The sequence below is a fragment of the Psychromonas antarctica genome (genome assembly GCF_022267535.1).
In the GTDB taxonomy this organism is placed as follows: Bacteria; Pseudomonadota; Gammaproteobacteria; order Enterobacterales; family Psychromonadaceae; genus Psychromonas; species Psychromonas antarctica.
In genome coordinates, this window is sequence record NZ_JAHNZV010000018.1 from 32506 (window position 1) to 58609 (window position 26104).

General features: G+C 38.6%; 24 protein-coding genes. 8 read left to right on the forward strand and 16 right to left on the reverse strand.

The annotated features are described in order from the left end of the window. Nucleotides 1–196: 196 nt before the first annotated feature. From KSO91_RS06840 to KSO91_RS06860, 5 genes are all read right to left on the reverse strand, one after another. Nucleotides 197–1270 (reverse strand): hypothetical protein, encoded by a 1074-nt coding sequence (locus tag KSO91_RS06840; RefSeq protein WP_238742214.1) that lies wholly within the window; start codon nucleotides 1268–1270, stop codon nucleotides 197–199. 466 nt (nucleotides 1271–1736) lie between these two features. Further along, nucleotides 1737–2411, reverse strand: coding sequence for an ABC transporter permease (locus KSO91_RS06845; protein WP_238742215.1), 675 nt, complete (start codon nucleotides 2409–2411; stop codon nucleotides 1737–1739). 2 nt (nucleotides 2412–2413) lie between these two features. Beyond that, nucleotides 2414–3154: an ABC transporter permease gene (locus tag KSO91_RS06850; RefSeq protein ID WP_238742216.1), complete on the reverse strand. Its 741-nt coding sequence runs from the start codon at nucleotides 3152–3154 to the stop codon at nucleotides 2414–2416. Nucleotides 3155–3222: 68 nt separating this feature from the next. Next, a complete protein-coding gene (locus tag KSO91_RS06855) occupies nucleotides 3223–3999 on the reverse strand; it encodes an ABC transporter substrate-binding protein (RefSeq protein WP_238742217.1) in 777 nt (258 codons plus the stop codon). 73 nt (nucleotides 4000–4072) lie between these two features. After that, the gene (locus tag KSO91_RS06860) at nucleotides 4073–4840 is read right to left on the reverse strand and encodes an ABC transporter ATP-binding protein (protein ID WP_238742218.1); all 768 of its coding nucleotides are present in this window, start codon (nucleotides 4838–4840) and stop codon (nucleotides 4073–4075) included. A 284-nt stretch (nucleotides 4841–5124) separates the two neighbouring features. Between KSO91_RS06860 and KSO91_RS06865 the strand changes: the two genes are divergently transcribed. Continuing rightward, nucleotides 5125–5694 carry an acetate uptake transporter gene (locus KSO91_RS06865; protein WP_338049745.1) on the forward strand — a complete coding sequence of 190 codons (570 nt, stop codon included), beginning with the start codon at nucleotides 5125–5127 and terminating at the stop codon, nucleotides 5692–5694. A gap of 135 nt (nucleotides 5695–5829) precedes the next feature. Here the strand turns inward: KSO91_RS06865 and KSO91_RS06870 are convergent, their stop codons facing one another. The 9 genes from KSO91_RS06870 to KSO91_RS06910 are packed head-to-tail and all read right to left on the reverse strand — an operon-like array spanning nucleotide 5830 to nucleotide 15075. Then, a complete protein-coding gene (locus tag KSO91_RS06870; protein WP_238742219.1) occupies nucleotides 5830–7050 on the reverse strand; it encodes a type II secretion system F family protein in 1221 nt (406 codons plus the stop codon). After that, nucleotides 7050–8894 carry a GspE/PulE family protein gene (locus KSO91_RS06875; protein ID WP_238742220.1) on the reverse strand — a complete coding sequence of 615 codons (1845 nt, stop codon included), beginning with the start codon at nucleotides 8892–8894 and terminating at the stop codon, nucleotides 7050–7052. The genes KSO91_RS06870 and KSO91_RS06875 overlap by 1 nt, the downstream gene beginning before the upstream one ends. Before the next feature lie 12 nt (nucleotides 8895–8906). After that, entirely contained in the window at nucleotides 8907–10022 is a 1116-nt protein-coding gene (locus KSO91_RS06880) for a tetratricopeptide repeat protein (protein ID WP_238742221.1), read from the reverse strand. Beyond that, entirely contained in the window at nucleotides 10019–10924 is a 906-nt protein-coding gene (locus tag KSO91_RS06885) for an ExeA family protein (protein ID WP_275113930.1), read from the reverse strand. Before KSO91_RS06885 ends, KSO91_RS06880 begins: the two co-directional genes overlap by 4 nt. Next, on the reverse strand, nucleotides 10921–12582 hold the full coding sequence (gene mshL, locus KSO91_RS06890; protein ID WP_238742222.1) for a pilus (MSHA type) biogenesis protein MshL: 1662 nt from the start codon (nucleotides 12580–12582) through the stop codon (nucleotides 10921–10923). Before mshL ends, KSO91_RS06885 begins: the two co-directional genes overlap by 4 nt. Before the next feature lie 31 nt (nucleotides 12583–12613). Beyond that, a complete protein-coding gene (locus KSO91_RS06895) occupies nucleotides 12614–12892 on the reverse strand; it encodes a general secretion pathway protein GspB (protein WP_238742223.1) in 279 nt (92 codons plus the stop codon). 40 nt (nucleotides 12893–12932) lie between these two features. After that, the gene (locus KSO91_RS06900; protein WP_238742224.1) at nucleotides 12933–13598 is read right to left on the reverse strand and encodes a hypothetical protein; all 666 of its coding nucleotides are present in this window, start codon (nucleotides 13596–13598) and stop codon (nucleotides 12933–12935) included. Then, nucleotides 13595–14203: a hypothetical protein gene (locus tag KSO91_RS06905; protein WP_238742225.1), complete on the reverse strand. Its 609-nt coding sequence runs from the start codon at nucleotides 14201–14203 to the stop codon at nucleotides 13595–13597. Before KSO91_RS06905 ends, KSO91_RS06900 begins: the two co-directional genes overlap by 4 nt. Beyond that, entirely contained in the window at nucleotides 14200–15075 is an 876-nt protein-coding gene (locus KSO91_RS06910) for a hypothetical protein (protein ID WP_238742226.1), read from the reverse strand. The genes KSO91_RS06905 and KSO91_RS06910 overlap by 4 nt, the downstream gene beginning before the upstream one ends. A 277-nt stretch (nucleotides 15076–15352) precedes the next feature. Here KSO91_RS06910 and rsmC point away from each other — a divergent pair, with 277 nt between their 5' ends. The 5 genes from rsmC to KSO91_RS06935 all read left to right on the forward strand — a co-directional run bounded on the left by rsmC (nucleotide 15353) and on the right by KSO91_RS06935 (nucleotide 21912). Continuing rightward, complete coding sequence (gene rsmC / locus KSO91_RS06915; protein WP_238742227.1) at nucleotides 15353–16402, forward strand: 16S rRNA (guanine(1207)-N(2))-methyltransferase RsmC; 1050 nt, start codon at nucleotides 15353–15355, stop codon at nucleotides 16400–16402. A gap of 322 nt (nucleotides 16403–16724) precedes the next feature. Continuing rightward, nucleotides 16725–18008 (forward strand): glucose-1-phosphate adenylyltransferase, encoded by a 1284-nt coding sequence (gene glgC, locus KSO91_RS06920; protein WP_238742228.1) that lies wholly within the window; start codon nucleotides 16725–16727, stop codon nucleotides 18006–18008. A gap of 66 nt (nucleotides 18009–18074) precedes the next feature. Beyond that, nucleotides 18075–19298 carry a glucose-1-phosphate adenylyltransferase gene (gene glgC / locus KSO91_RS06925; protein ID WP_238742229.1) on the forward strand — a complete coding sequence of 408 codons (1224 nt, stop codon included), beginning with the start codon at nucleotides 18075–18077 and terminating at the stop codon, nucleotides 19296–19298. A 120-nt stretch (nucleotides 19299–19418) separates the two neighbouring features. Further along, on the forward strand, nucleotides 19419–20891 hold the full coding sequence (gene glgA, locus KSO91_RS06930; RefSeq protein WP_238742230.1) for a glycogen synthase GlgA: 1473 nt from the start codon (nucleotides 19419–19421) through the stop codon (nucleotides 20889–20891). 499 nt (nucleotides 20892–21390) lie between these two features. Further along, a complete protein-coding gene (locus tag KSO91_RS06935; RefSeq protein WP_420830942.1) occupies nucleotides 21391–21912 on the forward strand; it encodes a LysR substrate-binding domain-containing protein in 522 nt (173 codons plus the stop codon). Between the two features lie 251 nt (nucleotides 21913–22163). Here the strand turns inward: KSO91_RS06935 and KSO91_RS06940 are convergent, their stop codons facing one another. Together KSO91_RS06940 and KSO91_RS06945 are read right to left on the reverse strand one after the other, a co-directional pair. Continuing rightward, the gene (locus tag KSO91_RS06940; RefSeq protein ID WP_238742232.1) at nucleotides 22164–22697 is read right to left on the reverse strand and encodes a hypothetical protein; all 534 of its coding nucleotides are present in this window, start codon (nucleotides 22695–22697) and stop codon (nucleotides 22164–22166) included. 774 nt (nucleotides 22698–23471) lie between these two features. Beyond that, a complete protein-coding gene (locus KSO91_RS06945) occupies nucleotides 23472–24236 on the reverse strand; it encodes a substrate-binding periplasmic protein (protein ID WP_238742233.1) in 765 nt (254 codons plus the stop codon). An 878-nt stretch (nucleotides 24237–25114) separates the two neighbouring features. On the opposite strand from KSO91_RS06945, the gene KSO91_RS06950 reads away from it, so the two are divergent. Next, the gene (locus KSO91_RS06950) at nucleotides 25115–25441 is read left to right on the forward strand and encodes a hypothetical protein (protein ID WP_238742234.1); all 327 of its coding nucleotides are present in this window, start codon (nucleotides 25115–25117) and stop codon (nucleotides 25439–25441) included. A 1-nt stretch (nucleotide 25442) separates the two neighbouring features. Then, nucleotides 25443–25964: a hypothetical protein gene (locus KSO91_RS06955; protein WP_238742235.1), complete on the forward strand. Its 522-nt coding sequence runs from the start codon at nucleotides 25443–25445 to the stop codon at nucleotides 25962–25964. Nucleotides 25965–26104: the final 140 nt, after the last annotated feature.

Below are 26104 nucleotides of genomic sequence, written 5' to 3' on the forward strand. Positions count from 1 at the left end.
TATATTACAAGTAAACAACTTTCCCGCTTTACAAGACAAATAAAAAAGGTTAACGATTTTATCTCGTTAACCTTTTTATAGAATCACTCTTGTTGTCTCCATCCAGAGTGCTTTTGCTGTTCACAAATACATTCTGGAGAACAATTTATCACTACGTTGATTTCAATTAATAAATATCAGTGACGCTATATTATCATTAGTAATTAGTCAAATAGATGCTATCGATCAGCAATGCAACACCTTTTTGAAAGCCTCTATCAGGCAAAATAGCAAATGGTACATTGACGCTGGTAATATCTAGGTTTGAACCAGGGTTATTAATTAGATCTTTAAAACTCACTTTATAATGCTTCCACTCACCTAACCTTGGCTTTTCAATTTTGTATATACCTGAACTACAAAAACCTAGACAATCCATTCTAATATTGAGACCACTATCGTGACTAGGATCCGCTATTAGCTTGAGATCAAATTCAATATAATCATACTCAGAGTAATCAATGGCTTTATCACTAGCATAATATGCGACGCCTTTATCGGTCGAATAATTAACACGCATTACCTTGCCGCGCATCCCACTATTGGCTGTTTTAGTAATAATGCGATCAAATGTTTTGAACTGGTAAGGGGCTTGAGCTTTATCATCAAAAATAGCTAACTTCTTCCTATTTTTGATTTCAGCAGCCCTCGCTGCTCTCTCCGCTATTCCAGCTTTCTTAGCTGCTGTAACAGCTTTAGCGACTTCAAGGGCGACCGCTGCTTCAAAAGCTTTAGCTTTGGCTGTGGCTTTGGCTGCCTCGGTTGCTTTCATCTCTGACAGTGCTTTATCTGCCGCTCGGGCCTTAACGGCTGCAATCGCGTTGGCTTTTTCCAGTGCTTTAGCTACAGCAATAAACTTCGGATCGTCCTTAATAACCTCGTTCATGTAGGGCTTTTGGGACTCGATTTTTTTAGCTTCGCATAATTTCGATGCATCACTAGAACTTTTGCAAAACGTCGATAAAACTTTATTAAGATTGTTGATACAGTTTTGAAAGGATTTTTGCGTGCTCTCCGATATATCGGCCTTTCTATAAACAGGCATATTTGTGGTCACATTGCCCTGACGGATAAATATGTTATCCACAGTGAGGAAATGTGGAAATAAATCCGTTTGATAAAACAGTTCGCCGTACTGAGAAATATTGTCAGTATATTCATATATTTTTCCAATACGCTTATCATGAAAAGATAATGTTGTGGGCTCTCCAGCGGTAATACCATAAGGCAACCAAGATTGCATTCCATGCTGCAATCTCCCCTTACCCAGTTCAACTTGGAACGTATAAAAGACTGATTTCCCCTCACTTGTTAGGTAATCACTATTTTTATAGCTCAAAAGACAAGCGCTATCACCTATACTTTGCACTGTCACTTCACTATTTTCGTGTACATCATGAGCGAGAGTTGTTATCTCCGCAAAAACCGAACATGACATAAAGCTTAACGCTGCCATTAATATTTTAATTTGCATATTAATAATATCCCTATTTAAAAAAAATGTTGACTCGTACAAGTGACCTTAATAGAAGAAAAAACTAATATTGGTACACGTTTCTATACTGGCAAATATGATAGTGTTAAATATACCATGAGTTATAAATAAATAGACGTCATATGAGATCAAGCAAATATAAAATATAAAATATAAACAACAAATAAAAACCATCTAAAAATTAATTTTAACTGATTAAATATTAATGCTGTAAATAACGCTTTTCCCATTGCCTAAATATAAATATAACGGAAAAGGTTAGGCACATATATAATAAGGCAGCCGCCAAATACGCTTCAAATGGCGCATAATAACGCGCGTTTACTACGCGCGCGGCGCCTGTGATATCGACAATAGTAACGATACCAGCAATCGCGCTACCGTGAATCATAAAGATCACCTCATTACTATAAGCAGGTAACGCACGACGCAATGAGTTGGGGAGAATAATTCGATGTAACATTTTCCAGCGGCTCATGCCATAAGCTTTAGCTGCTTCTAGCTCCCCCTGAGGTACCGTACCTATAACTCCACGCACAATTTCGGCAGTATATGCACCCGTATTTAATGTTAAAGCTAATAAAGCACAAAACCAGGCATCTTGAAAATAATCCCACAACCAACTTTCGCGCAGAAAATCAAACTGCGCACTGCCATAATAAATAATAAACAACTGTATTAATAACGGCGTGCCGCGAAAGAAATACATATAAATCCAAATGGCCCCTCGAATAGCTCTGTTTTCACTACTTTGTAAAATACCAGCGGGTATTGCAATGAAGAGTCCCAACAATAATGAAAAAGAGACTAAGTAGATAGTTGTCCATAGCCCTTCGAGATATAACGGGTACTCATTAGTAATAATAGCTAAATTCATCTCTACCTCGTTCTAATGGTATATTTACGCTCTGCCCACTTTAAAAAAGTAGTTGAAACAGAAGTAAAGAAAAGGTAAATAAAAGCAACCGCCAAATAAAAGGTAAAAGGCTTTTGTGTTGAACCCGCAGCATCTCCAGCAATCTTAACCATATCCTGTAAGCCAATAATAGATACCAATGCCGTCGTTTTTAATAAGACCAGCCAATTATTACCGATCCCAGGCAGCGCATGGCGCATCATTTGCGGAAACATCACGCGTGTGAATATTTTATAGCGATTCATACCATAAGCAGTTGCAGCTTCTAACTGACCTTTTTCCACTGACATAATAGCGCCGCGAAATGTTTCAGCCATATAGGCTCCAAAGATAAAACCGATAGTGATAATGCCAGCAAAATAGGGGCTGATATCAATGTAATCGGGTAGAAAAGCGGACCATTGATGTGTCGGAATAAAATGCATAGCCACTTCATTAAGCCACCCATTTAAACGGTAACTTAAATCATTAACTAACATCTGACCGCCAAAAAAGATCAGCAGCATCAGGATCAGATCAGGAATACCTCGAATAGCCGTGGTGTATAATGTCGCGATCCCTTTTAAGATCGTTGAGTGCGACAGCTTAGCCAATGCACCGAGCAGGCCTAAAAAAATAGCCAGTAATAATGAAAGTAATGCAACTTGTACGGTTAACCATGCACCTTCAAGCAATATTGTCTGGTAACTTTGCAGTTCAAGCATAAATAGTTCTTATTCCGTTACAACTGTAAAGGAGGGGAAACCTCCTTTACGGTTAAGTTAATTAATGCTTATAGTTCACTGCCATAAACATCGAAACTAAAGTATTTATCTTGGATTTTATTATAGGTTCCATCAGCACGGATGGCTGTAATTGCACGATTGAATTGCTCAACAAGATCTTGATTTTGTTTACGGGTGGCTATACCAGCACCTGCACCAAACCATTTAGGGTCGGTAAATTTAGGACCAATAAATGCGAATTTATCACCCCCGTCTTTGTCTAACAATCCGCCAGCAATAGCAGCAGAATCCGCTAAAATAAAATCTAAACGCCCCGCTTTAAGATCAAGATAAGCTTCATCGGCAGAACCGTAACGTTTAATTTGCGCATCCGGGTAATTATCTGAAATATAAAGATCCATTGACGTTGCACGCTGTACGCCTATCTTCTTACCCGCCATAAACGCTGTAGATGCCTGATATTCAGATCCTTTTAATGCTACAAAGCGTGCTGGTATATGTTGGTATTTATCAGTAAAAGCAACCATCTTCAAGCGCTCTTCTGTAATATCGATAGTGGCAATAACAGCATCAAATTTGCGCGCCAATAGTGCTGGAATTATGCCATCCCAGTCTTGTTTTATATAGGTACAGCGCGCTTTCATCTCGGCGCATAAAGCATTGGCAAGATCAATATCAAATCCGGTCACACTGCCATCTGCTTCAGTTTTACTAAAGGGAGGGTAAGCCCCCTCAACACCAATGCGTATATCTTTCCATTCTTTGGCCTGTGCCGCATTAAAAGAGAAAGCAAGCAGAGCGATTAATAAACTGATTTTTTTCATTTTATATCCTTTTGAGTGAGTAAATAATTAAATTGTTAATCTCTGCCAACAAGCAGAGGAGTTTTGCGCATTACTAATAAACTGATGAAATAAATTTTTTAAAACGCTCTGAAGATGGATTTTTAAAAACAATTTCAGGTTTTCCTTCTTCCTCAACTAAACCTTGATGTAAAAAAAGCACCTTACTGGAAACATCGCGCGCAAAGGACATCTCATGAGTCACCACTAACATAGTACGTCCCTCATCCGCAAGACCATGCATTACATTTAGTACTTCTCCGACCAACTCAGGATCAAGTGCAGAGGTAGGCTCATCAAATAACATCACGTCAGGCTCAACGGCAAGTGCACGGGCAATCGCAACCCGCTGCTGCTGACCACCAGAAAGTTGACCAGGGAAATAATCTTTTTTTTCATACAAGCCAACACGCTGTAAAATAGCTTCGGCTTTAGCAATGGCTTCTTTTTTAGGAACCGCTAATACATGTACAGGTGCTTCAATTACATTCTCTATCACTGTCATATGCGACCATAAATTAAAGCCTTGAAAGACCATCGCCAAACGAGAACGAATCCGCTCTACCTGCTTACTTGAAACGGGTATTGCTCCTCTTTTCTTATCCTGTTTCATTTGGATCAATTCGCCATTGACCCAAATGTCGCCGGAAGTCGGCGTTTCAAGCAAGTTAACACAACGTAATAGTGTGCTCTTACCTGAACCAGACGCCCCTAGAATAGAGATAACATCACCTTTGTGTGCGTCTAAATCAATACCTTTTAATACTTCATGATTTGCAAACGATTTGTGCAAATTTCTTATTGATAAGGTTGGTATAGTCATAGTTAATATTCATTTTTATTGGCAATTGCACTTATTGTACCTGCTTTATTAAACGAAATTAATCAAATTAATTGAAAGCTTTGCTTTGAGTGACATTCATACAAATATGGATACCCATCTGCACAAAAACAATGCAGGCACAAGAGCTGAGCACTAAATTACAACGCAAGTGGGTCTAAAAAAAGAGAGTTAAATCCTATTTACACTATTTTCTTTACAAAAAACCGCACCATGCTATTGTCCGCGCGATTTATCCATCCAACTAACATAAAAAGGTACATTACGTGTCACAAACTAATAACTATGCTAATCCAGGGCCTCTAGGCCTGATGGGCTTTGGGATGACAACTGTTCTACTTAATATCCATAATGCTGGTTTTTTCCCAATGAGTGCAATGATCCTGGCAATGGGTCTTTGTTACGGTGGCATAGCACAAGTGATTGCCGGAATATTAGAATTCAAAAAAGGCAATACCTTTGGTTTAACAGCTTTTACTTCCTACGGATTTTTCTGGATAAGTTTAGTCGCGTTAATCATTTTCCCTAAATTGGGTTTAGCTGAGGCAACACCAGCCGGATTTATGGCTTGGTACTTAGTGATGTGGGGAATTTTCACCGGTTTTATGTTTGTCGGTACGCTGCGCGGTAACTTTGTTCTTAAATTTATATTCGCGAGTTTAACGGTGCTATTCTTCTTATTAGCCGTGCGTGATTTTACCGACTCCACTGTAATTGGTACGATTGCAGGTTTTGAGGGGGTGATTTGTGGATTAAGTGCGATTTACTTAGCAATGGCAGAAGTGATCAACGAACAGTTTGGCCGTAGCGTACTTCCTATTGGTGAGCCGAAATAGCCTTGATTGACCTTCAGTCTGTATAAAAAACCGAGTTTTCATACTCGGTTTTTTTACTTAATCACTACCGTGTTGTTAGCAATAAAGAATAAGCATGCCATTGGATAGCGATTTATCTTCAAATAAACGATACTGCTAGCGCCCCTTCATTGCACTCATCATATCCCACATTGGCGTAAAAATACCCAAAGCTAAAATTAACACCATACAGGCAACAATGGATATTAATATCGGTTCTATTTTAGCTGTCATATTTTTAAGTTCATAATCAACTTCACGTTCATAAAAATCGGCAGCTTCATTAAGCAGATCATCGACTTGCCCGGTTTCCTCACCCACCGCTATCATTTGCAACACCAATGGCGTAAATAGCTGCGCTGATGAGGCCGTATTTAAGAGTGTTTCCCCTGATTCAATACCCGTACGCATCGCTAATATTTTTTCTTTTAAATAGCTATTATCTACCGCAAAAGCAATTAAATAGAGGCCATTATTTAACGGCACCCCGGCACTTAACATCATTGCAAAACTACGGGAAAAACGAGCCAGTAAAGAACGTTCAATAACACTACCAATAATAGGAATGCGCAACTTCCATCTATCCCATATATAAGCCCCTTCTTGCGAACCTAACCAAATTTTGATCGCCACAAAAAGAAGGATTATAGCTGATAAAAGATAAGGCCAGTAATTGACGAAAAAAGACGAAGTTGCCAAAAGAAGTCGCGTTGTCCATGGTAGCTCCGCATGAAACTTAGCAAACATATTAGCAAAGGTTGGAATAACGTAAATATTTAAAATGACCATTGCAGCCACTAATGCAATTAAGACAAAACTTGGGTAACGCATTGCGCTTTTAACGCGCATACGCGTTTCGACTTCTTGTTCTAGGTATTGGGATAACTGTAGAAAAATACGATCTAATTGACCGGTATTTTCACCGACTTGTACCAAAGAGAGGTACAACTGCGAAAATACACGCGGATGAGAGGACATTGCAACCGAAAGGGAATACCCGTTATGCATACGATCTAAGACATCGTGTAACGCCTCACTAAGCAACGCCGAGTGAGTTGAATCGGCAAGACCACCTAATGCACGTAAAATAGGGATGCCCGCTTTTGTTAATGAATATATTTGTCGCGTAAATATAATTAAATCAGCGACTTTTACTTGTGCCGCAAAGATATTGCCAAGATCCAGTGATTGTCCCCCTGCCGCTTTTTCTTTTACCTCTATCGGCTGGATCCCTTTTTGCATTACCTTATCAACCGCAAAGTCGATTGAAGCTGCTTCCAGTTCACCTTTAACTGTATTTCCTTGGTTATCACGCCCTGTATATTTATATGATGGCATTATTCAATAAAACCCAATGGTGATGAACTTACGCCACTACTCAAATCATCAATTGGCGAAAGTGTTAAACCTGACTCAGTTAAAATATCTTTTTTTGTTACCATCAGATCCAGTTCATTGTGCGGTCTTTTAACTTTATCGAAACGGTCAACCAATTTAAAAACTTCCTCGAGGGAGGTCACTCCTTGTTTTGCATATTCTAACGCGGCTAAAGCAAGTGGTTTAAAGTACGCTGATTTTTTAGCTGCAATCGCAAAACCTTCACTATCATCTAGGCGTAATGCCGAGACCATCTGCTCATCAAGTTCTAATAACTCAAATACCCCAATACGGCCACGATAGCCTGTAAATTGGCAACGTTGGCAACCACGAGCGGAATAAAAATGGCTATCTTGCAAGTTTTCTTCACTTAGTTGATCAAGTAAAACTTGCTGATCGAGCTCTGCATGTGAACCACTTTTACAATTTTCGCATAAGCGACGCACTAGACGTTGTGCTATAACTGCACGCAGAGCACTGGCAATAAGATATCCCGGCGCCCCCATATCTAATAAACGTAGAATACTGCTTATGGCATCATTAGTATGCAAAGTTGATAGCACCAAATGGCCTGTTAGTGCGCCACGTATGCCAATTTCCATGGTTTCGCTATCGCGCATCTCCCCGACCAGTAAAACATCGGGATCTTGGCGTAACGCAGAACGTAAAACAGTCGCAAAATCTAAACCTATCTTAGCATTAACCTGTACCTGATTAACCCGCGGTAAGCGATATTCAACGGGATCCTCTACCGTAATTATTTTTTTACCAGGCGAATTTAAAGTGCTTAGAGAGGTATATAAAGTAGTTGTTTTACCACTACCGGTTGGCCCCGTGACAAGAATCATTCCATTTGGGCGCTGCAACTGTAACTCTAAACGCGCTTGCAGCTGAGCTGGAATACCTATTTCTGCAAAAGATAACACACCTGCAGATTGGTCGAGTAAACGCATTACCACCGATTCGCCTTTTTGAATCGGCATAGTAGAAACACGGATATCGATACTGCGTCCTTTAATATTGATATTAAAGCGCCCATCTTGGGGTAATCGCTTTTCGGAAATATCTAATTTAGCCATTAATTTAAGACGTAATACCAACGCACTAGCGATACTGCTCTCAGGCAATAATGTCTCCTGTAAAACGCCATCTACACGCTGTCTGATGCGTAGCACATTTTCATCGGGCTCAATATGGATATCAGAAGCCCCCATTTGCAGTGCATCTTCAAACAGCGATTGGATCAATTTTGCAACGGTCGCCTCAGATCCTTCCCCTCCCAGATCCAGACTCGCGGTAGCATCAAATGCGCTGCTATCGCCATGCTCTTCACTTAATTTATTGGCAAATGACGCGATCTCTTTAGTGCGCCGATATACCCTGTCAAATGATTCAATTAACTGATCTTCACGGGCAATCATTAGCTCAAAGGGGCGACCTTTTAATAAGCTCGCCAGTACATCTAAACTATGTAAATCAGCCGGATCAGAAACCACTAAAGTAATTATTTCACCGTTATCATGAATCGCCAGTGCGCGCAGTCGTCGGGCATGTACTTCCGGAATTAACTGCACCGCATTATGATCTATTTTAATTTTAAGTAGATCCACAATAGGTATATCAAGCTGACGTGAGAGGAAGGTTAATATTTGGTCTTCGCTGAGATAGCCCAAATGAATCAAGCTTGCACCTAATTTGAGGCCTAAATGGCGCTGCTCTTTTAGTGCATTCAGTAATTGAGCTTCGCTAATCAGCTGTTCTTCAACCAGTAAATCACCTAAGCGCTTTTTTAATTGCGGTTTCATGGTATATATACCTTAGTGTTGGCCTAAATAGCTTAAGCGTTGTTTAATATAAGTTTTGGCTTTTGACGAAAGATCGGTCTGTAGCAGGGCCTGTTCATAATTTGTAACCGCCAACTGCCTCTTGGCTTGTCTGTCTTGCACAATCGCCAGAGACATTCGCCACCGCCCATTATTCGGTCGTTGTGAAAGTAAGCTACTATACAAGCGCTCAGACTGTTCATACTTTTTAAATTTTTGCGCCAAAATCGCATAGCTCGCGTAGTAATCTAGATTGCCTTCTACCTCGGGGGGATGCTGTTCCAGATAAAGATAGGCTTTTTGCTGATCCCCCTCTTTTAAAGCGATACGCGATAACATTAAATTAAAATCGGGGTAATCTGGGGAAATAACTACCCCGTGTTTTAATAATCGTTGCGCTCTATCGACCTCGCCCTGCCCATAATAATAGAGCGCCAATGATTTACGGACCTCGTTTAATTCGGGTAATAGCCCGAGGGCTTGCTGTTTCTTTTCTGCGGCTAACTTAAAGTCACCTTTGTCTTGTGCTTTATCAGCTTCTTTAAGATGGATCTGCGCAAGCTCTTGTTTGCTTAGTTGTGACGCTTTAATCGATAAATGGCTTTCTTCATTTGCCTGTTCTGTTATTACCGAGGTCGTGTTTTTAACACCGATTTTTTTATCACTGGTTTGCACTAAGACTGCTTTTTGCGCTTCTTTTTTTATGCTTACGGGGTTAACGACCGCTAACTTATTTGGCAGATTAGTATTAGAAGATTGCTCTACGGCTTGCTTAACAAGCAGCGGCTCGGCTATCACTTTGTCTTGCATCGGGCTACTTAACAGTTTCGGTGCTGTGATTACTTTTTCTTGCACAGAGCTACTTAAAAGCGCTGCCGCTACGGGCGGCGCTATTTGTTGTTCTTTAATTATCTGATGCAGATTTTCTTTAACCGCTTTATCTTGGCTAAAAATAAGATATGAAAGCCCTAAAGAGGAGCCTATTAACAACACAATTAGTATAAAAAGCAGGGCTTTTTGTTTGCTTTTCGTTGCCGGCATTGCAGACAAAATGGGCTGTGCTTGCTGAATCTGCTGGAAGTCTTCGTGCATTTTATTGATAATACTCATAACAGCCCCTTCCACCATAATAATAACAGCAGATTTAACAACAGAAATGAGCACAGTACCATCCACCAATATTTTAACTTTGCCACTGGGTAGGCATCTTCTGTATCAACCGCTGCTGTATGGACCAGTTTACTGGTAATCTTATAATCCTGATGACCATAACTTATCAATAAAATTTTATGGCATAAGATATTAATAAGGCGCGGAATGCCACGGCTGGCTTGTGCTATTTTACGGCACACCTTACTATTAAATAACAAAGCCCCCCGATAACCGGCTTGTTTCAGGCGTTGTGCAATATAGTGCTCAATCTCTTTTTCCGATAAGGCACGTAGCTGGTAAGAGAATGTGATCCGTTGGCGTAGTTGACGCAACTTTGTTTCAGCAAGGCGCACATCTAATTCAGGCTGAGCAAATAAAACCACTTGCAATAGTTTTTGAGAAGTACTTTCTAAATTGGAAAAAAGACGCAGCGCTTCCAGCGTAGAATCAGGTAACGCCTGTGCTTCGTCCACTAGTACAAGCAACTTTGTTCCCTCTGCGAGGAGGGCTAATAAACGCGTTTTAATCAAACCAGTTAATAAAAATTGGTCATCAAAATTTTCTTTTTTAACGCCAACCTTATCTGCAAGCGCACAACGTAATTCATGCGCCGTCAGGTAGGGATTATCAATATCACAAATAAGGTACTGACCGGCGAGTTCCTGCTCGAGTTTATTGCATAACAACGTTTTGCCAGTGCCCACTTCGCCCGTTATTTTCAAAATACCCTCCCCCAAAGAAAGCGCGGTAGTGATCACTTGTAACGCTTCTTTATGCGGAATAAAATCGATATAAAAACACGGATCGGCAGTCAGAGAAAAAGGCGCTTTTTCTAGTCCAAAATGCTTTAAATAGATCATTTAGTCGGGTACCACTTCTCAACTAATTCAGACGATTTTTGCATCTCTTGCTTCCACGTATTTTGTTTCACAATTTGCGGCTTCACGAGAATAATCAATTCTGTTTTTAAATTTAATTTTTGGCGATTAGTGAACAGTTCACCAAACCAAGGAATATCACCTAATAAGGGCGTTTTTGAAACCATGTCTTTTTCAATAGTTTTCATTAATCCGCCAATAACAATAACATCACCCGACTGTGCCTTTACAATTGTATCAGATTCCCGTACATCGCTTTTGGCAACAGGAATAGTTAAATCACTCGTGGAAGTAGCGCCAAAACTAATGGTTTTTATCTGCTCTTCGATATCAACAATCGCAGGGTGAATATGTAATATAACGGAGTCATCATCATTAATTTTTGGGGTGACATCCACCGATATACCCGAGAAGAAAGGGGTTAACTCAACATTAGGCGTAGAAGTTGTGGCCGTCCCCGTTACTGTTGTTGTTGAAACATTGGTTACAAAATATTCATCCCCTCCCACTTTAATAACTGCTTTTTGATTATTCATCGCCGTGATACGCGGTTTAGATAATACATTCACATCACCTTGCGTTTCTAACATAGAAACGACCGCCGTAAATGAACCATTGGCAATGGTTAATGCGCCGCCTCCACCAATTGTATTTTGAATAACACTATCGGCTATCTTATGTACACCATTGAATAATATATTAGTATTATTGACCATGTCCCCCGCATCACTCCAACTAACACCTTGTTGGTATTCGTCATTCAACTGGACTTCGATCAACTGAATTTCTAAAATCACTTGGCGATTTAAGTTATCCGTTTCTTTTTCTAAAAAATTGCGTACCTCTCGAATTTCTTCAGGGTAAGCTCGAATAGTTACCATCCCAGACATCGGGCTGACAATCACATCTCGCCCTTTTTTGTTTTCCAATAGTTTATTTATTTTTTCTTCTAAATAAGCCCAATAATTAGTACTGGTTACGGTAATAATTTCAGTGCCGTCTTGCAGACTGTTTGACGAGAACTCACCGGTAAACTCTTTATCTTTAGTGCTCGATGAACTGCTGCTTGAACTACTTGAACTACTTGAACCTGAAGTGGAATCTGAAGTAGAATCGCTGTCTTGTGTACTTAAGTGGCCTGATAAAACACTCGTCCGCGATCCACCCATGCGGTTCATAAAGAGATAATCGAGGGTAAAGCTTGCGACTCGCATACCCGCTGGATAAATATAATAAATATGCCCTTTCTGCTTAATCTCATAGCCAAACATATCTTCGATAACGCGTAAAGCTTCGGTCAACGTTACCTGTTGGAGAGAAATCGTTATTTTCCCTTGCACGTCAGGATGAACGGCGACGCTATGTGACGCATCATTAATTAACGAAGCAAAAAACACAGCGGCATCAACATCTCTTGCCGAAATATCAAAACGTTTTTCTTCAACCGCCACTAATTCAGATTGTTGCGACAAATCTGCATACAATTCCGATGCGATATCTTCTGGTAAAACAAGATTTTCAACTTGTTTATCTATATTTGTTTGTAACAGCAATTTTTGCTCTTCAGCTGTGTTTTTTTTAGTCGCCTGACATGCTGTTAATAATAAAATACAACAACTTATTGAAAGAATTTTTCTCATTTTATCTATTTTCCATAAGGCCATAAGAGGTTTATTTAATGAAACGCTCTTTTTTTGTGTATAAATTTAATTTATATGACTGTTCTTTATCACGTAAAAACACTGCATCAGATTCAATACCTGTTATCTGGTAACCACTAACCCACTGCCCTTTTTTATATAATTGATTATTTAAAATAACGCTGCGTTGCTCACCTGCAGACAGTATGCTCTGCAATTGAGGCAATGTAGCACGAAGCACTTTTGAGATCGCTTTCGTTGAGCTATTTAGTGGTTTTGTTGGATCCACTAACGGCTCTGCATTAGCCATCAAATCGCTACTTATTATCACGCAAAGTAAAAGAATATATTTAACCACTGACTAAATCCTGTTGATCACTTAGGGTGTAAATCTGAAGAGTCACTCTGGCAAGTGGATAATCGCTTACTTGGTAAGTGATTGATAACCAATAAAACTTTTCTTGCAAGCTTTCAAGATTCAACAAATATTGATAAATCGCGTTGTAATCACCACTTAATTGCAACTCTAAGGTGTGTTTATAAAAGAGATTTTGTACTCGCTCCCCGGCAACAATTTCAGCAGATGAACGGATGCTTTCAATAGGCAATGAGATTAATGACTCCACTTTCACACCCGGGCTTTTACTCAGTACTTTCGCTAATGCAGTCGGCATTTTTTGCGCATGAATAAACTTAACTAGTTTTTTATCTAACTGTTTATCAAGCGCAGATAAAGTCTGTAAAGAAGAAGCAATTTTATTATTGATTTCTTGTAGCGGATCTTTTTGTAAACGTAATATAAGTTCAGCAATCTCACTATTAAGCTTATTTTCCTGTTCGTAGCTTAACTGCAATGCTTGCTCGGCTTTTGTCTGTTTTTCCATCGCTGGTGTAGCTATCCAAAAATAAGCAGCTGAAATAATACAAATGAGTAAGCCAGAAAAAATAATAATACGTTCACGCAAAAGCAATTTATTAAATGCTTTTTCAACTTCATTAAAGTTAAGCTTAATCATTTTTTGCGCACCTTAACGGATTTATTTTCAAGGCTGTTGCTTAATTGGAAAAAGAAACCACCAGCATTCTCTGATATTGCTAACTTTTCAAAGGCAATACCCGAGAGTTCCTTAGTAGATTGTATTTTACTTAACCATAACGGAACTGAATCGCTTCGTTTAGCTTGTCCAGATATATTGAGACGCCCTGCAAGTAGTGAAAAATAATCAATACTAATGGCATCCATACTGGCTAACGAAAGCCCCTTCATTAAAGCAGAGAAATTCACTACGACAGCAAATTCAATACCCGCTAAACTCCCTAATATACGCTGTTTTGCATCCACCTCCTCCTGCAGAGCGAGTTGCTGGCGTACTTTAGCGTCTGGGGCTCGGTTGTTTTGTAATTTAATCACGAGATCACTCAAGTCATTCTGTTTTGTTGCTAAGATGGCTTGTTGTTGTTGCTCGATTTGTTTTGTCCTACTCAGTTGTTTATTTAAAATAAACTGTAACAAAATTAACGAAAGCACGCTCACTGCCACTAACAATAAAAAATGTTTGAAGGTGAATTTTTCACGTCTTGGATAACAACTTGGCTGATAAAGGTTTATTTGTTTTTTCATTTACCATCACCTCCCATTAATGGGCCGTAAGCGATAATATTGATAAAATCATACTGATCTTTTTCGCCAAAGGGCTGAACATTTCGCCCTAAATAGCTACCTAACTTTTCAGCTAACAGGGCAAGATCAGGGCAAACCAGCGCCAAATAAAGGTGTGAGATAGACGTGATGCGTAATTGCGAACTCATGTAATCAAGTGCCCGTTGCAACTCTAAACTCAACCCATCTAGCAAGGTATTTTCATCCTCACTCAGTGGTTGAGGCAATAGTTCATTGAAACCGCGTAAACGATGAGAAAAAAACAACTGCCCTTCTTTCACCACAGTTAATACCAATTCACTTTTTTGCTGTGAAAGAAGCAGATTAACCTCTTCACTAACACCCAATAAGCGAGTAAGCGCTAACTCTTCTGTTATGATCTCTTTGAGTTTCATCCCTTTTATTAAAATCATATCTCGGATGCTCATAACACGTTGTTTAGGTACGCACACAGCGGTGATTTGCTCACCTTTATGTTGCTGGAACGGTACATCATAGTAATCAACGACGAGATCAAAAATACTCTCAGAAACCAAATCTTTTATGGCAAAAGGCAGCGTAGCCATTAACTCGTCGTCTTCTACTTTGGGTTTTTCTATATCAAATGTTTGATAAAAATCACGACTTAAAACAACCGACACCTGAGCCTGATGGAGTTTGTGCTCATCAACAAGAGCTGCAAATGCTTGTGGCCACTTCAAATCCGACGATACAGTGGCTTGGGCAAGTAAGCGGGTTACTCCGCTCTCTAATAAACAAATAGCAATTCTATTTATTCCTAAGAACAAGCTGATTTTGGTTTGTACTTTTTTAGAAAAAATAGTTTTCAACATATTGATTTTATTTTTCTCATTAAACAACAAGCTAATAATCGATGATAGGTAATAGGTGGTTAACCTATCTAATCTATGAGTATTTATTATATATTAGGCGCACAGTGAAGTGTCGAATAAATCGCTAGGGCGGTCACATTAATCACTTGCAGTTCAGGAATTTACATTCCTGAACGACGAAATATTTTAATCTCTGTGCCAGTCAACCTATAATGCGGCATAATGGCCAGCAGAAACCCTTCCGCTAAACGCTGCATGCTAAATACAGGAAAACCTAATGTCACTCACGAAGCAAATATATTCAAATCCTAGCCAGTTATTGCAGCGTAATGAGGCGCTTTTTGCTAATAAAAACATCTTAGTTGCAGGCAATATTGATGATGATTATCCAATGCAACTCGAAAAACTCGCATTATCTAGCATATTTTGTTTTAGTGATTATCGTTACTATCGCGCATTATCTACAAAATTAACGGCCTCTGAGCTACATTTTACTGCACATTATCAAGGGGAGAAAAAGTTTGATTTGCTATTGATTTTTTTACCCAAGGCAAAAAAAGAGACGCAATATTTACTGGCAAGCCTGATCCCGCATCTGCAACAAGGCGCGAGTATTATTTTAGTAGGTGAAAAAAAGTGTGGTATAAAAAGTGCGGACGCTTTATTAAAACCTTATTCATCAGCAGTTAATAATATTGATTCGGCCCGTCATTGCACTCTTTTGTACAGTGAATTAGATCAGACTGTACAACCATTTGATCAGACATCATGGATAAAAACTTACCCGATAAACATCGATAATATTGCACTGCAGATCTGCTCATTGCCCGGCGTATTTAGCTATGGAGAGTTAGATAAGGGTAGTGAATTATTACTGCTGAATTTACCTGAAAAGCTATCTGGTTCAGTACTTGATTTTGGTTGTGGTGCTGGCGTTATTGCTTGTTATATTCAAAAGAAGCACCCTCATGTAGAAATAGATCTTGTTGATATTAATGTTTATGCACTTGAAAGTGCAAAACTTTCTTTGATAAAAAACCAACTTAAAGGTAATGTTTTTCCATCGGATGTTTTTTCAGAAGTGCACAAAAAATATAATACATTGCTCTCTAACCCACCGTTCCATTCAGGCAAGCAAACTGATTACGTGGCGGCAGAAACATTTATTAATCAATCAGCTCAGCACTTAAAAGAACAAGGGACTCTATCTCTTGTAGCTAATAAGTTTTTGAAATATGAGCCCTTACTCAATAAAGTCTTTCCGGTTTTACTTAAAACAGATGAAAATAACAAATTTAAAATCTTGACCTGCATCAAAAAATTATAAATAATCATTTCATATAAGTTGATCTCTTTTTGGGAGTATCTATATTCAAGCTAGCGACTAAACTAGCATGGGTAAATAAAGAGGGATAAACCATAAAAGGATTAATACCAAATCCAATAATCTCCTATTCATTTATACCTATTAAAAATAGTTATTAGCTGGGTTATTGATTGCAGTAATTAGAACAACTATTGACTGCAATCAACACCTTGCCTCAAGCATTTTTGCTACGCCTAAATAGAAAATTTAATTAATGGAATTAGCATAATCACAAAACGACTATGTATAAATATACATAACATTCCCCTTTTCGGAGACATTTATGGCTGGGATTCTAACGATGATTCTTGCAGGAGGGGAAGGTTCTCGCCTTTACCCTTTGACACAAACACGCACCAAACCCGCAGTCCCTTTTGGTGGCAATTACCGCCTTGTTGATTTTGCATTAAATAATTTTGTAAATGCCGAGTTAATGAAAATCTATGTTTTAACCCAATTTAAATCCCAGTCATTAAGTGTTCACTTGCGCAAAGCTTGGCGCTTATCTAGCGTTGCAAAACAGTTTATTGAAGCGATACCCGCACAGCAACGAGTCGATAAAAATTGGTATTCAGGCACAGCTGATGCGATTTATCAAAACGCACGATTTATTGAAAATCACGCCCCAGACCATGTTTGCATTTTTGGCAGTGATCACATTTACAAAATGGATGTCCAGCAAATGGTTGAACATCATAAGACTCAACAAGCCTCTTTAACTGTTGCCGCGATCCGAGTCGTTAAAGAGCAGGCTTATAACTTTGGCATTATTGAAGTAGATGACCAAGGCCGTATGATCGGTTTTGTCGAAAAACCCTCTATAGCAGAAGCTAAAACTATTCCCGGAGATGACAAACACGTATTAGCCTCAATGGGTAACTATATATTCAAATCTGATGTGCTGCTTAAAGAGTTATATGATGATTCTGCCGATAGAAACTCTAGCCATGATTTCGGCAAAGATATCATTCCAAAACTTTATCCTAAGGGGAAAGTATTTGTTTACAGATTAAGTGATAATTACATTAAGGGCGAACCCGTGACCGCTTACTGGCGTGATGTAGGTAATCTTGACTCATACTGGGAAGCACATATGCAGCTACTCGCAGATGAAGCGCCTTTCTCTCTTTATAATAAAAATTGGCCTTTACACACCTATCATCCGCCACTGCCTCCGGCAACATTTCGTGACCAGGGTGACTCTGTAAATGATATATCTAACTCGATGATTGGCGCAGGTTCTTATGTTAACGGTGCACAGATAAGTAATTCTATTTTAGGTTTTAGGAGTCATATTTGTACGGGAGCGGTAATTAATGAGTGCATTTTCTTAGGTAACGTCAAAATCGGTTGCAATGCGCGTTTAAATAAAGTGATTGTCGATAAAAATGTAGAAATTGCCCCTGGTACGGTTATTGGTGAAGACTTGGAAGAAGATCGACAAAAATTCACAGTCTCAGACAGTGGCGTTGTTGTGATCGCCAAGGGCTGTAAGGTTGGTTTTGAAAGCAACCTTAACGACACAGCAAACTGCAGTTTGCAACAACACGACTGTGGTGATAAATAAAAAATATTAACAACAAGCGGTTGTTAATTAAATATTTTGTATTCTAAGTAAAAGCAGGTTCTCAAAATGGCAAAAGTTCTCTCTATGATTCTAGCAGGTGGTGAAGGATCTCGTCTTTACCCTTTAACACAATCTCGTACTAAGCCCTCAGTCCCGTTTGGTGGCAGTTACCGATTGGTCGATTGTGTATTAAATAATTTTGTAAACTCTGAGCTATTGCGCATTTATGTATTAACGCAATTTAAATCCCAATCACTTAATCAACATCTTGATAAAGCTTGGGAATTATGCAGTATTACGGATACTTTTATTGATGCGATCCCAGCACAAATGCGCATGGGTAAACATTGGTACAGTGGTACTGCAGATGCGATTTATCAAAACTTACAGTTCATCGAATCAGATGATGCCGAGCTTATTTGTGTCTTTGGCAGTGATCATATATATAAAATGGATATTCGCCAAAAAATTGCATTTCACGAGAAAAAAGAAGCCACTCTGACAGTTTCAGCCATCAAGCTAGCAAAAGAACAAGCTTACCGCTTTGGTATCATAGAAGTCGATGGTGAGGGGCGTATGATTGGTTTTGTTGAAAAGCCAACGGTCGAAGAGGCAAAGACAATTCCGGGCGATCCTGATCATGTTTTAGCGTCAATGGGAAATTATATATTTAACTCAAATGAGCTACAAAAAGAGTTGCTTCGAGATGCCGCATTAGAAACCTCAAGCCATGATTTCGGCAAAGATATTATTCCTTATCTCTATCCACAGGGAAAAGTATTTGTTTATGACTTTACGACAAATACCATTCCCGGTGAAAAAGATGCTCCTTACTGGCGCGATGTAGGTAGTATTGATTCATATTGGCAAGCTAATATGGACCTAATTAAGTCAGAGCCGCCGATCTCCTTATATAACAGCAAATGGCCAATGCATACCTACTATCCGGCACTACCTGCTGCTCATTTTAGAAATAGTGATGACTCTAATTGTATTATTCGAAAATCACAAATTTCCGATGGTTGTTTTATTAAAGGAGCTACAATTAAAAAATCTATCTTAGGTTTTAACTGTTTTGTGGAGCAAAACTCAACCATTTCTCATTGTGTTTTATTAGGAAACACCAAAATCGGGGAAAACTGTAAATTGATTAAAGTTATTATTGATAAAAATGTATCGATTGCAGACAATGTGCAAATCGGTATTAATCTAGAAGACGACAAGAAACGCTTTACCGTTTCAGATAATGGCATTATTGTTATTCCTAAAGGTGCTCGGATCGGTTTCTAGACTAAGCTTTAACTAATGATTGTATAAGCCCCAATGGTTTTCAGCTTACCTCGCATAAAGCGTAAAGTTGTATATTTTTTACTGGCACATATAAAGTGAAATTATCAAAGGAGCATTGCATTGAACCATAAAAAGCTAAAAATACTATTTATTTCAGCCGAAGTAGAAGGATTTTCTAAAACAGGTGGTTTAGCAGACGCAGCGAGAGCATTGCCCCTTGAGCTGCGTAATCTCGGCCACGAAGTTAAAATAATCACCCCTTTTTACCGCAGTATCAATCAGAGAGAACAGGCGCAACATCGTTTTAGCCTAACATTAAATACAGACAGTGCACGCCCAGAAATTCAATTTAAAGTACGACAACTGGATTTAGATGGTATCCCTGTTTTAACTATTGATAACGCACACTATTTTGACAGAGCAGGTCTCTACGGAGAAGATCATCACGCTTACCCTGATAATGGTGAACGTTTTGCTTTTTTTTGCTTAGCTTCTTTGCAGGCTTGCGAAGCTGACGGCTTTAGCCCCGACATTATCCATTGTAATGACTGGCATGCTGGTTTAATTCCTTATCTACTGAAAACGCGTTACGAAGACAACCCATATTTTATCCACACTAAAACGATATTAACAACACACAATGCCTGCTACCAAGGGATTTTTGATAAATCGCAACTTAACTTAATTCCAGAAGTGAGTGCGTGCATGGATGAGCGGGTGTTAGAAAATTTTAACCACATTAATTATCTAAAAGTGGGTGTCATTTATAGTGACAAGATCAACACCGTCAGCCCCAATTATGCCAGCGAACTACTAACCACGCTCGGATCTCATGGTATGTCGCAGCACTTCCTTGAGCGAATTAGCGATTTTGAGGGTATCTTAAACGGCTGCGATTACAATGAGTGGAACCCTGCAACCGATACATTAATACCGGCAAACTTTTCTGCGGAGGATCTCAGCGGTAAACTAATTTGTAAAAAAGAGTTACAAATAGAGATAGGTCTACCCGAAAATGATAACCCTATCTTCGCTATGATTTGTCGGCTTACCGAGCAAAAAGGGTTTGCCTTACTGTTGCCAATGTTACAACAGTTGTTAAAACATAACCTACAACTTATCATTATAGGCTCTGGTGATCCGGCTATAACAGGACAACTAAACGCGATTGCAGCACATTTTCCTGATAAATTTAGGTTTATAAATAATTACAGTCATAGACTGTCCCACTTGGTTGAAGCGGGCGCAGACTTCTTTCTGATGCCCTCCCTTTTTGAGCCGTGCGGCTTGAATCAACTATATAGTTTTTCTTACGGTACTTTACCCATTGTTCGCGGCGTGGGCGGCTTAAAAGATACGGTTTTGGACTATGACCAGGACCCAGATAATGCTAATGGTTTCGTATTTTACGAGCCGAGTCCGAGTCACTTACTTAACTTGATGCGACGTGTATTGCTACTCTATGTAGAACACCCAGAAGAGATGTTACGCTTAAAAACGCAAGCGATGCGCGCTCATTTTTACTGGTTAAATTCAGCTAAACAGTATCAAAAACTTTATTATAACGCCCTATATCCACCACAAAACAGATAGTTAACCAGCCAGAAAAATATCAAGCCAATTTCACCATCGCTAGATGGGGAAGATTGGCTTTTAATTGGGTTGGTTGAGGTTGTGTTAATTGAGTTAGTTACTTAGCTGGAACATAGGGAAAGTAGTATTAGTGGCAGATACAAGTAAGTAAAAACCTGCACCATCATTATTATGTGGCATTTTAAACTTGCGCTAACAATCCAAAAGGCGACCTAAACGGTCGAGTTTTTGTGTGTCTATCATCTTTTCTGAATCTTTTTAACGTAAAAAGTCGATCGTATTATGCTCGCTAATTCCCGTTTACGAGCACCAATCGCTAAGGCTCAAAAGATCCCAATAACGTGCAAAATAGGCTTCATTAGCTCAGATAGTAAGATGAATATCTCTGCATTTAGAGGGGATTTATTGGAATGGATCTTGTTTTCTTCAGTAAGAATAAAAAGTTAAAAATAATGCTTTGCTAGATTTAAAAATAAAAGGTTTGGCTGTCCCGCCATTCTTGGCTATAACATCAAATGAGCTTAGTAATTTGGGTCAAAGAGAAGCGGATATTGCCATTCGAAACATCCAGCCTACTCACCCAGATCTTGTCGCAAAAAAAATCTGTGATGTAGCGGCTCGTCTTTATGGATCTAAAGAATATCTCGACAAATTAGGTCGCCCCATTACCGTTGCCAAACTTAACAAAGCAGAGTTTGCAGGTTTTAATAGAAGCGATGAATCAATAATCCCCCTGTGTGAGCTTGGTCTATCCGTTACACAAAATAATTTTTCAGTGGTTTCTGAAAACCACTTGGTTCAATGGGAAAATACAAAATTAGGGATAACACTTGGAATGATGATAGAAGCCGTTGGAGACAGAGAACCGCTGGTAGAACGTGTACTCCCTGATTCTGAAGTAATTATTTTCCCGATCTGGCTGGTTGCTCATAAGCAGCTCAAGAGTAGTAAGCGTATCCGTGCAGTCTTCGATCTGTTATCAGACTCGCTTTCAGAATTATCGGTGGTTGACCCACTATAAAACCAAGACAATTAAGCCAACTCTAATGCCTTCCTTTGGCACACCTTACGAACATTTACTAACGACTGCTTCAAGCTCAAAGCTGCCGTTGGTAATACTTAGATATTTGTAGACAACTAATATTATAATGGGACACAAAACGCCTTAGCTTGTAGTTGATTTGAGTACGACTTTTTCTTTAATGTAATGATTTAAAGAAAAGAAGCTCTGAGTGTCCAGCCTTTTCTGGTGGGAAAGACGCCATTACCTCTCTAAGCTGCTGTCGCAGACACAGGACCCTGTGATTCTTCGTTGCTATTTTCGTTCTCATTTTCGTACATATTTTCTTGAGAATCAACTAGCTGCTTAATTAATTCAGGAAGTTCATTGCGGTAAAAGGCGGCGTTATGGCCACGCGCGGCGGCAGGTAATGAACGTACAAATAAGCTAACTTGTTCTTGTACAAGATCGAAGTTAATACTATCGGGACCACCAGTCGGCATAGCGCTGATAACGTTCTTAAGCAACTGTTCACAATGTTCTATATTTACAACTGTAACTGGTTGAAAAACAAAGAAGTTATTAGCAATTCGATAGACAGACTCCTGCTCTCTTATTGTTAATATTTCTTGTTCGACTAGTCGTTTCAGATCCGCCTTAAAATTATATTTCATTGTAGCGATACGTAAAACAATGGCTTTCTTATTTTCCTCTATGACCTTTTTTTTCTGCGCTTCTACATAAAAATAGGCAATGACAAGTATAACTAAAACGGGTATTACAAAATATGCAACAACTTCTAACATTTAATACATCCAATATTTAGCATCGTCCAGTCAGCAGACTAATAAACTAACTTAACCAGAGCAAAAAATTTTAATGCCAACTAAGTTTAACCAACTCAACCAGCAATTTACCAAAAAAAGTAGATCTTCACCTTTTTTGTACATTTATATATCTATAGATCAAAAAATTCAACATTTTCGGTAATGCACGCGACATTTGTAATTACCGCCCTAGATAAGGTTGAGAATTATGATCTATTTTCCAGATCGTTCAAGTTTTTTTAAAATATTCTTAAACGTTCGGCATTGGAGTACCGCGCTCGGTGTTATTCCTGTCATTGTTTTTCCTGATTGCTACATTGAGAACGTTCTCAATGTAAAAAATAGAGTTTGGGCTGGGGTCTAAATCCAAAAGCTCTTCCAAAATAAATCTCAAACAGAAAAATGTTGTTAGTGATGAAGAGATCAGCCTTCTTACTTCTGATCTTTCCAAACATATCCTTACGCAATGAACGCAGGATTGAACTGTTAGGCAAAAACATAACCATGGCTGTCACCGCAGACACTCAATCGCAGAGTAAGTAATAGTGGCAACAAATTTGGACGTTTTCTAAGGCGGTTTGGGTCGGCACATAGCGCCTTAGAATTTATGTGCACTTTGGGAATGTGTAACGTCAGCTGTTCCGACAAAGCAGACATTATTTCTAAGTCTCTTTCGCACCATTGCGCCTTAGAAATTTATGACTGTGTGGCCAATATCACTCATCCACTGCATACACCAAATAGCTTAAATAACTAGCGATAACGAGCGACTATATCCTGAACCTGTTTACGAAACACTTCATTTTTCAGTACAACATCAACCTTGTCAGTAAGCTCTCTGGCAAGGGGGTGCGATTGACGAACACCAATATGAAAGGGGATCAGGGAGTCGTTTATAAAGTCGACATGTCGGTAAGCAACCATCTCTTGATAACCAAACTTTTTAGTAATGTATTTAGCCTGCTCAGGCATTGCAATTAAAAAATCAGCCTGCTCTCTCCACAGTAACCAATGAAGCATCGTGTACAAATTATTCGCTTCAAGCTTTGGCATAAATTCAGGAATGTTATCGGACTCCCACTCAGCCCCTTTTTGAATAATAATTTTTAGACTTCTTAAATCATCAAAGCTCTTTGCTGATTCAATGATAGAGCGGTTAGTATTATTTTTATGGTAAATAAGAAATCCAAAATCTAACTCATAGACATGGCTTGACGTAAAGTACGCATACTGTTTCCGTTTTTTTGATGGGTACGTCAAAAAGCCATCTGCTTGCTCATACTCCACCTGTACCTGAGCTCGGGCCCAAGGGTATGCTTTTAACGTTACTTGGTGACTAGGCAAATAACTAAAAATCAACGTAATTATTTCAGGAATAATACCCGCCACGATATCCTCGTGTTGATAACTCAAAGGCGCTTCATTATCCGCAACCGCAAAAGTGAACATTTCCGCTTGGGCGCTAACTGAAAATAAAAATAACCAAAGCACGTAAGGGGATAAAAATCTTAGCTTCATACTTATTCCTTTATTCCTTTATTCCTTTATTCCTTTATTCCTTTATTCTAAAATAATTTCAAGTCTCTTTGCAGTGGGTAAGTGATTTTGACCACTAATTTAGAATATAACAAGTAATATTATCTGTATCTCAATGTGCCCAAAGAGATAAAAAAGCAACTTATTTAATGGCCGCTTTAGGCTCTCAGCAGCCCTTATTAATTTTCAGTTCTATCTCAGAAAGGGGCACAAACCGAGCTAGAGGTTTTGCTTTATTACGCTGTTCAGACAGCTTCATTTAGGCTCGCTTTCTCCCAATAGCGATCGTAAAGATTACAGAATTATAGATATCTCCTTTGATTCTTTGAGAAAGTAAGGAAATGAATTGCTAACATATGTAGCCGTTTGAGCCTAAAAAACACTCGAAATGAAAAAAACATTTTTATGCTCAGAAAACAGTCATTAATTACAAATTTTAAATTCTATCTTTTAAGCTCAATACCCATTAGTAACCTGCTGCTTTTAGGCATATTCTGTTAGCTCGATGATGAAATTCTTATTTACATTTAATAAAACTGCTATTTATCATAATAGTCATTAGGTGTACTTCTAAAAGATAACTTTTTTTGTACTTCTACAATCGGAACGCTTCGTACTCTAACTACTAACCATATCTTGTTTTTTGCTAATATTTGATAATTCATTCACACCTGCTATTCTAGCGCAAGTTTTCTTGAACTCAGCACAATATGTGTATCTCTAATTAATTCTTTAAGCAAAGGAAAAATGCATGAAGCAATGCCCAATGATAGTTGATATTAAATTTGATGAAAAAGTTTAGAAGGTATTGAGTATATAAAAATGTTCATAATGGAACCCAAATACTGAGGTTTGCGGTGATGATGGGTCATTTGTATAGTATTTTTGGTGGTAGTTCACTTCGTAGTGTTCAGAATAGCGGTGTATCTGGCGTAATGAATTTGATTCCAAATCAGACTGTAAAAACCGTCACGCAAAAGGTTGGGGATGTTGTTGTATCTGAAGCAACTCAGACTGCATATTCTATAACAAACGCTAATTGGGAGTATTTCTATAAATCATTTGATTCATTAGATAAAATAAAGAGAGGCCGTATTGAAAAAGTAGCTGGATTCCAAGTTTTAGCGCATTTAACTAGTCCTAAAGAAAGTTTATTTTGGAGAGCTGTTGAAAAGGGGGTTCAATAAAATGAAGAATATAATACTCTGCATTATAGGTGTTTTTTTATCCTTATCTGTATTTGCTCAAAATAAAGAAATGATTGCTTTTGAAAATTTTAATCGCTCTCTGATTAAATATGGAGATAAGGTTGAGTTGTGCAGGTCTCTAGCTAAAGAAAATGCAATATCGGAAAAGGATGTTGCTTTATTAAAAGAGTTTTCTATTGATACTCTTAAGAATGCTTTCCCATATTTGGCTGAGTTAGCTAGCAATGAATGTACGCAACCTGAACGAGGGCGGGTTGCTGAAAATATTCTTAATTTACAATCTTTAAATTTGGACGAAAAAGATCCTGTTTATTCTCATATTTTAATGGCAATGAGTGAAACTCAAAGAATGGAGTTTAATATTGCTGAATTTAATACTTCTGTTGTTTTTTTTCAATTGTCAAAAAATGAACAAGAACGGCTAATGAGTATTGAGTCCATTAAGAAAACTTTTAACATGGTTAGTGTTTTAGAGTTAATTCATCCCGAGTCGTTTAATTAGATTTAATGCAAGGGACCCTGTAAATAATTCTGTGTAATTACCATTTTTACAGATGCTTTTTCAAGCGGTCTTCAAATTCTATTATAAACCGATTCATCGCAGCTCTCCAACTGTGGATCGGTTTTGACCATTTTTTCGAT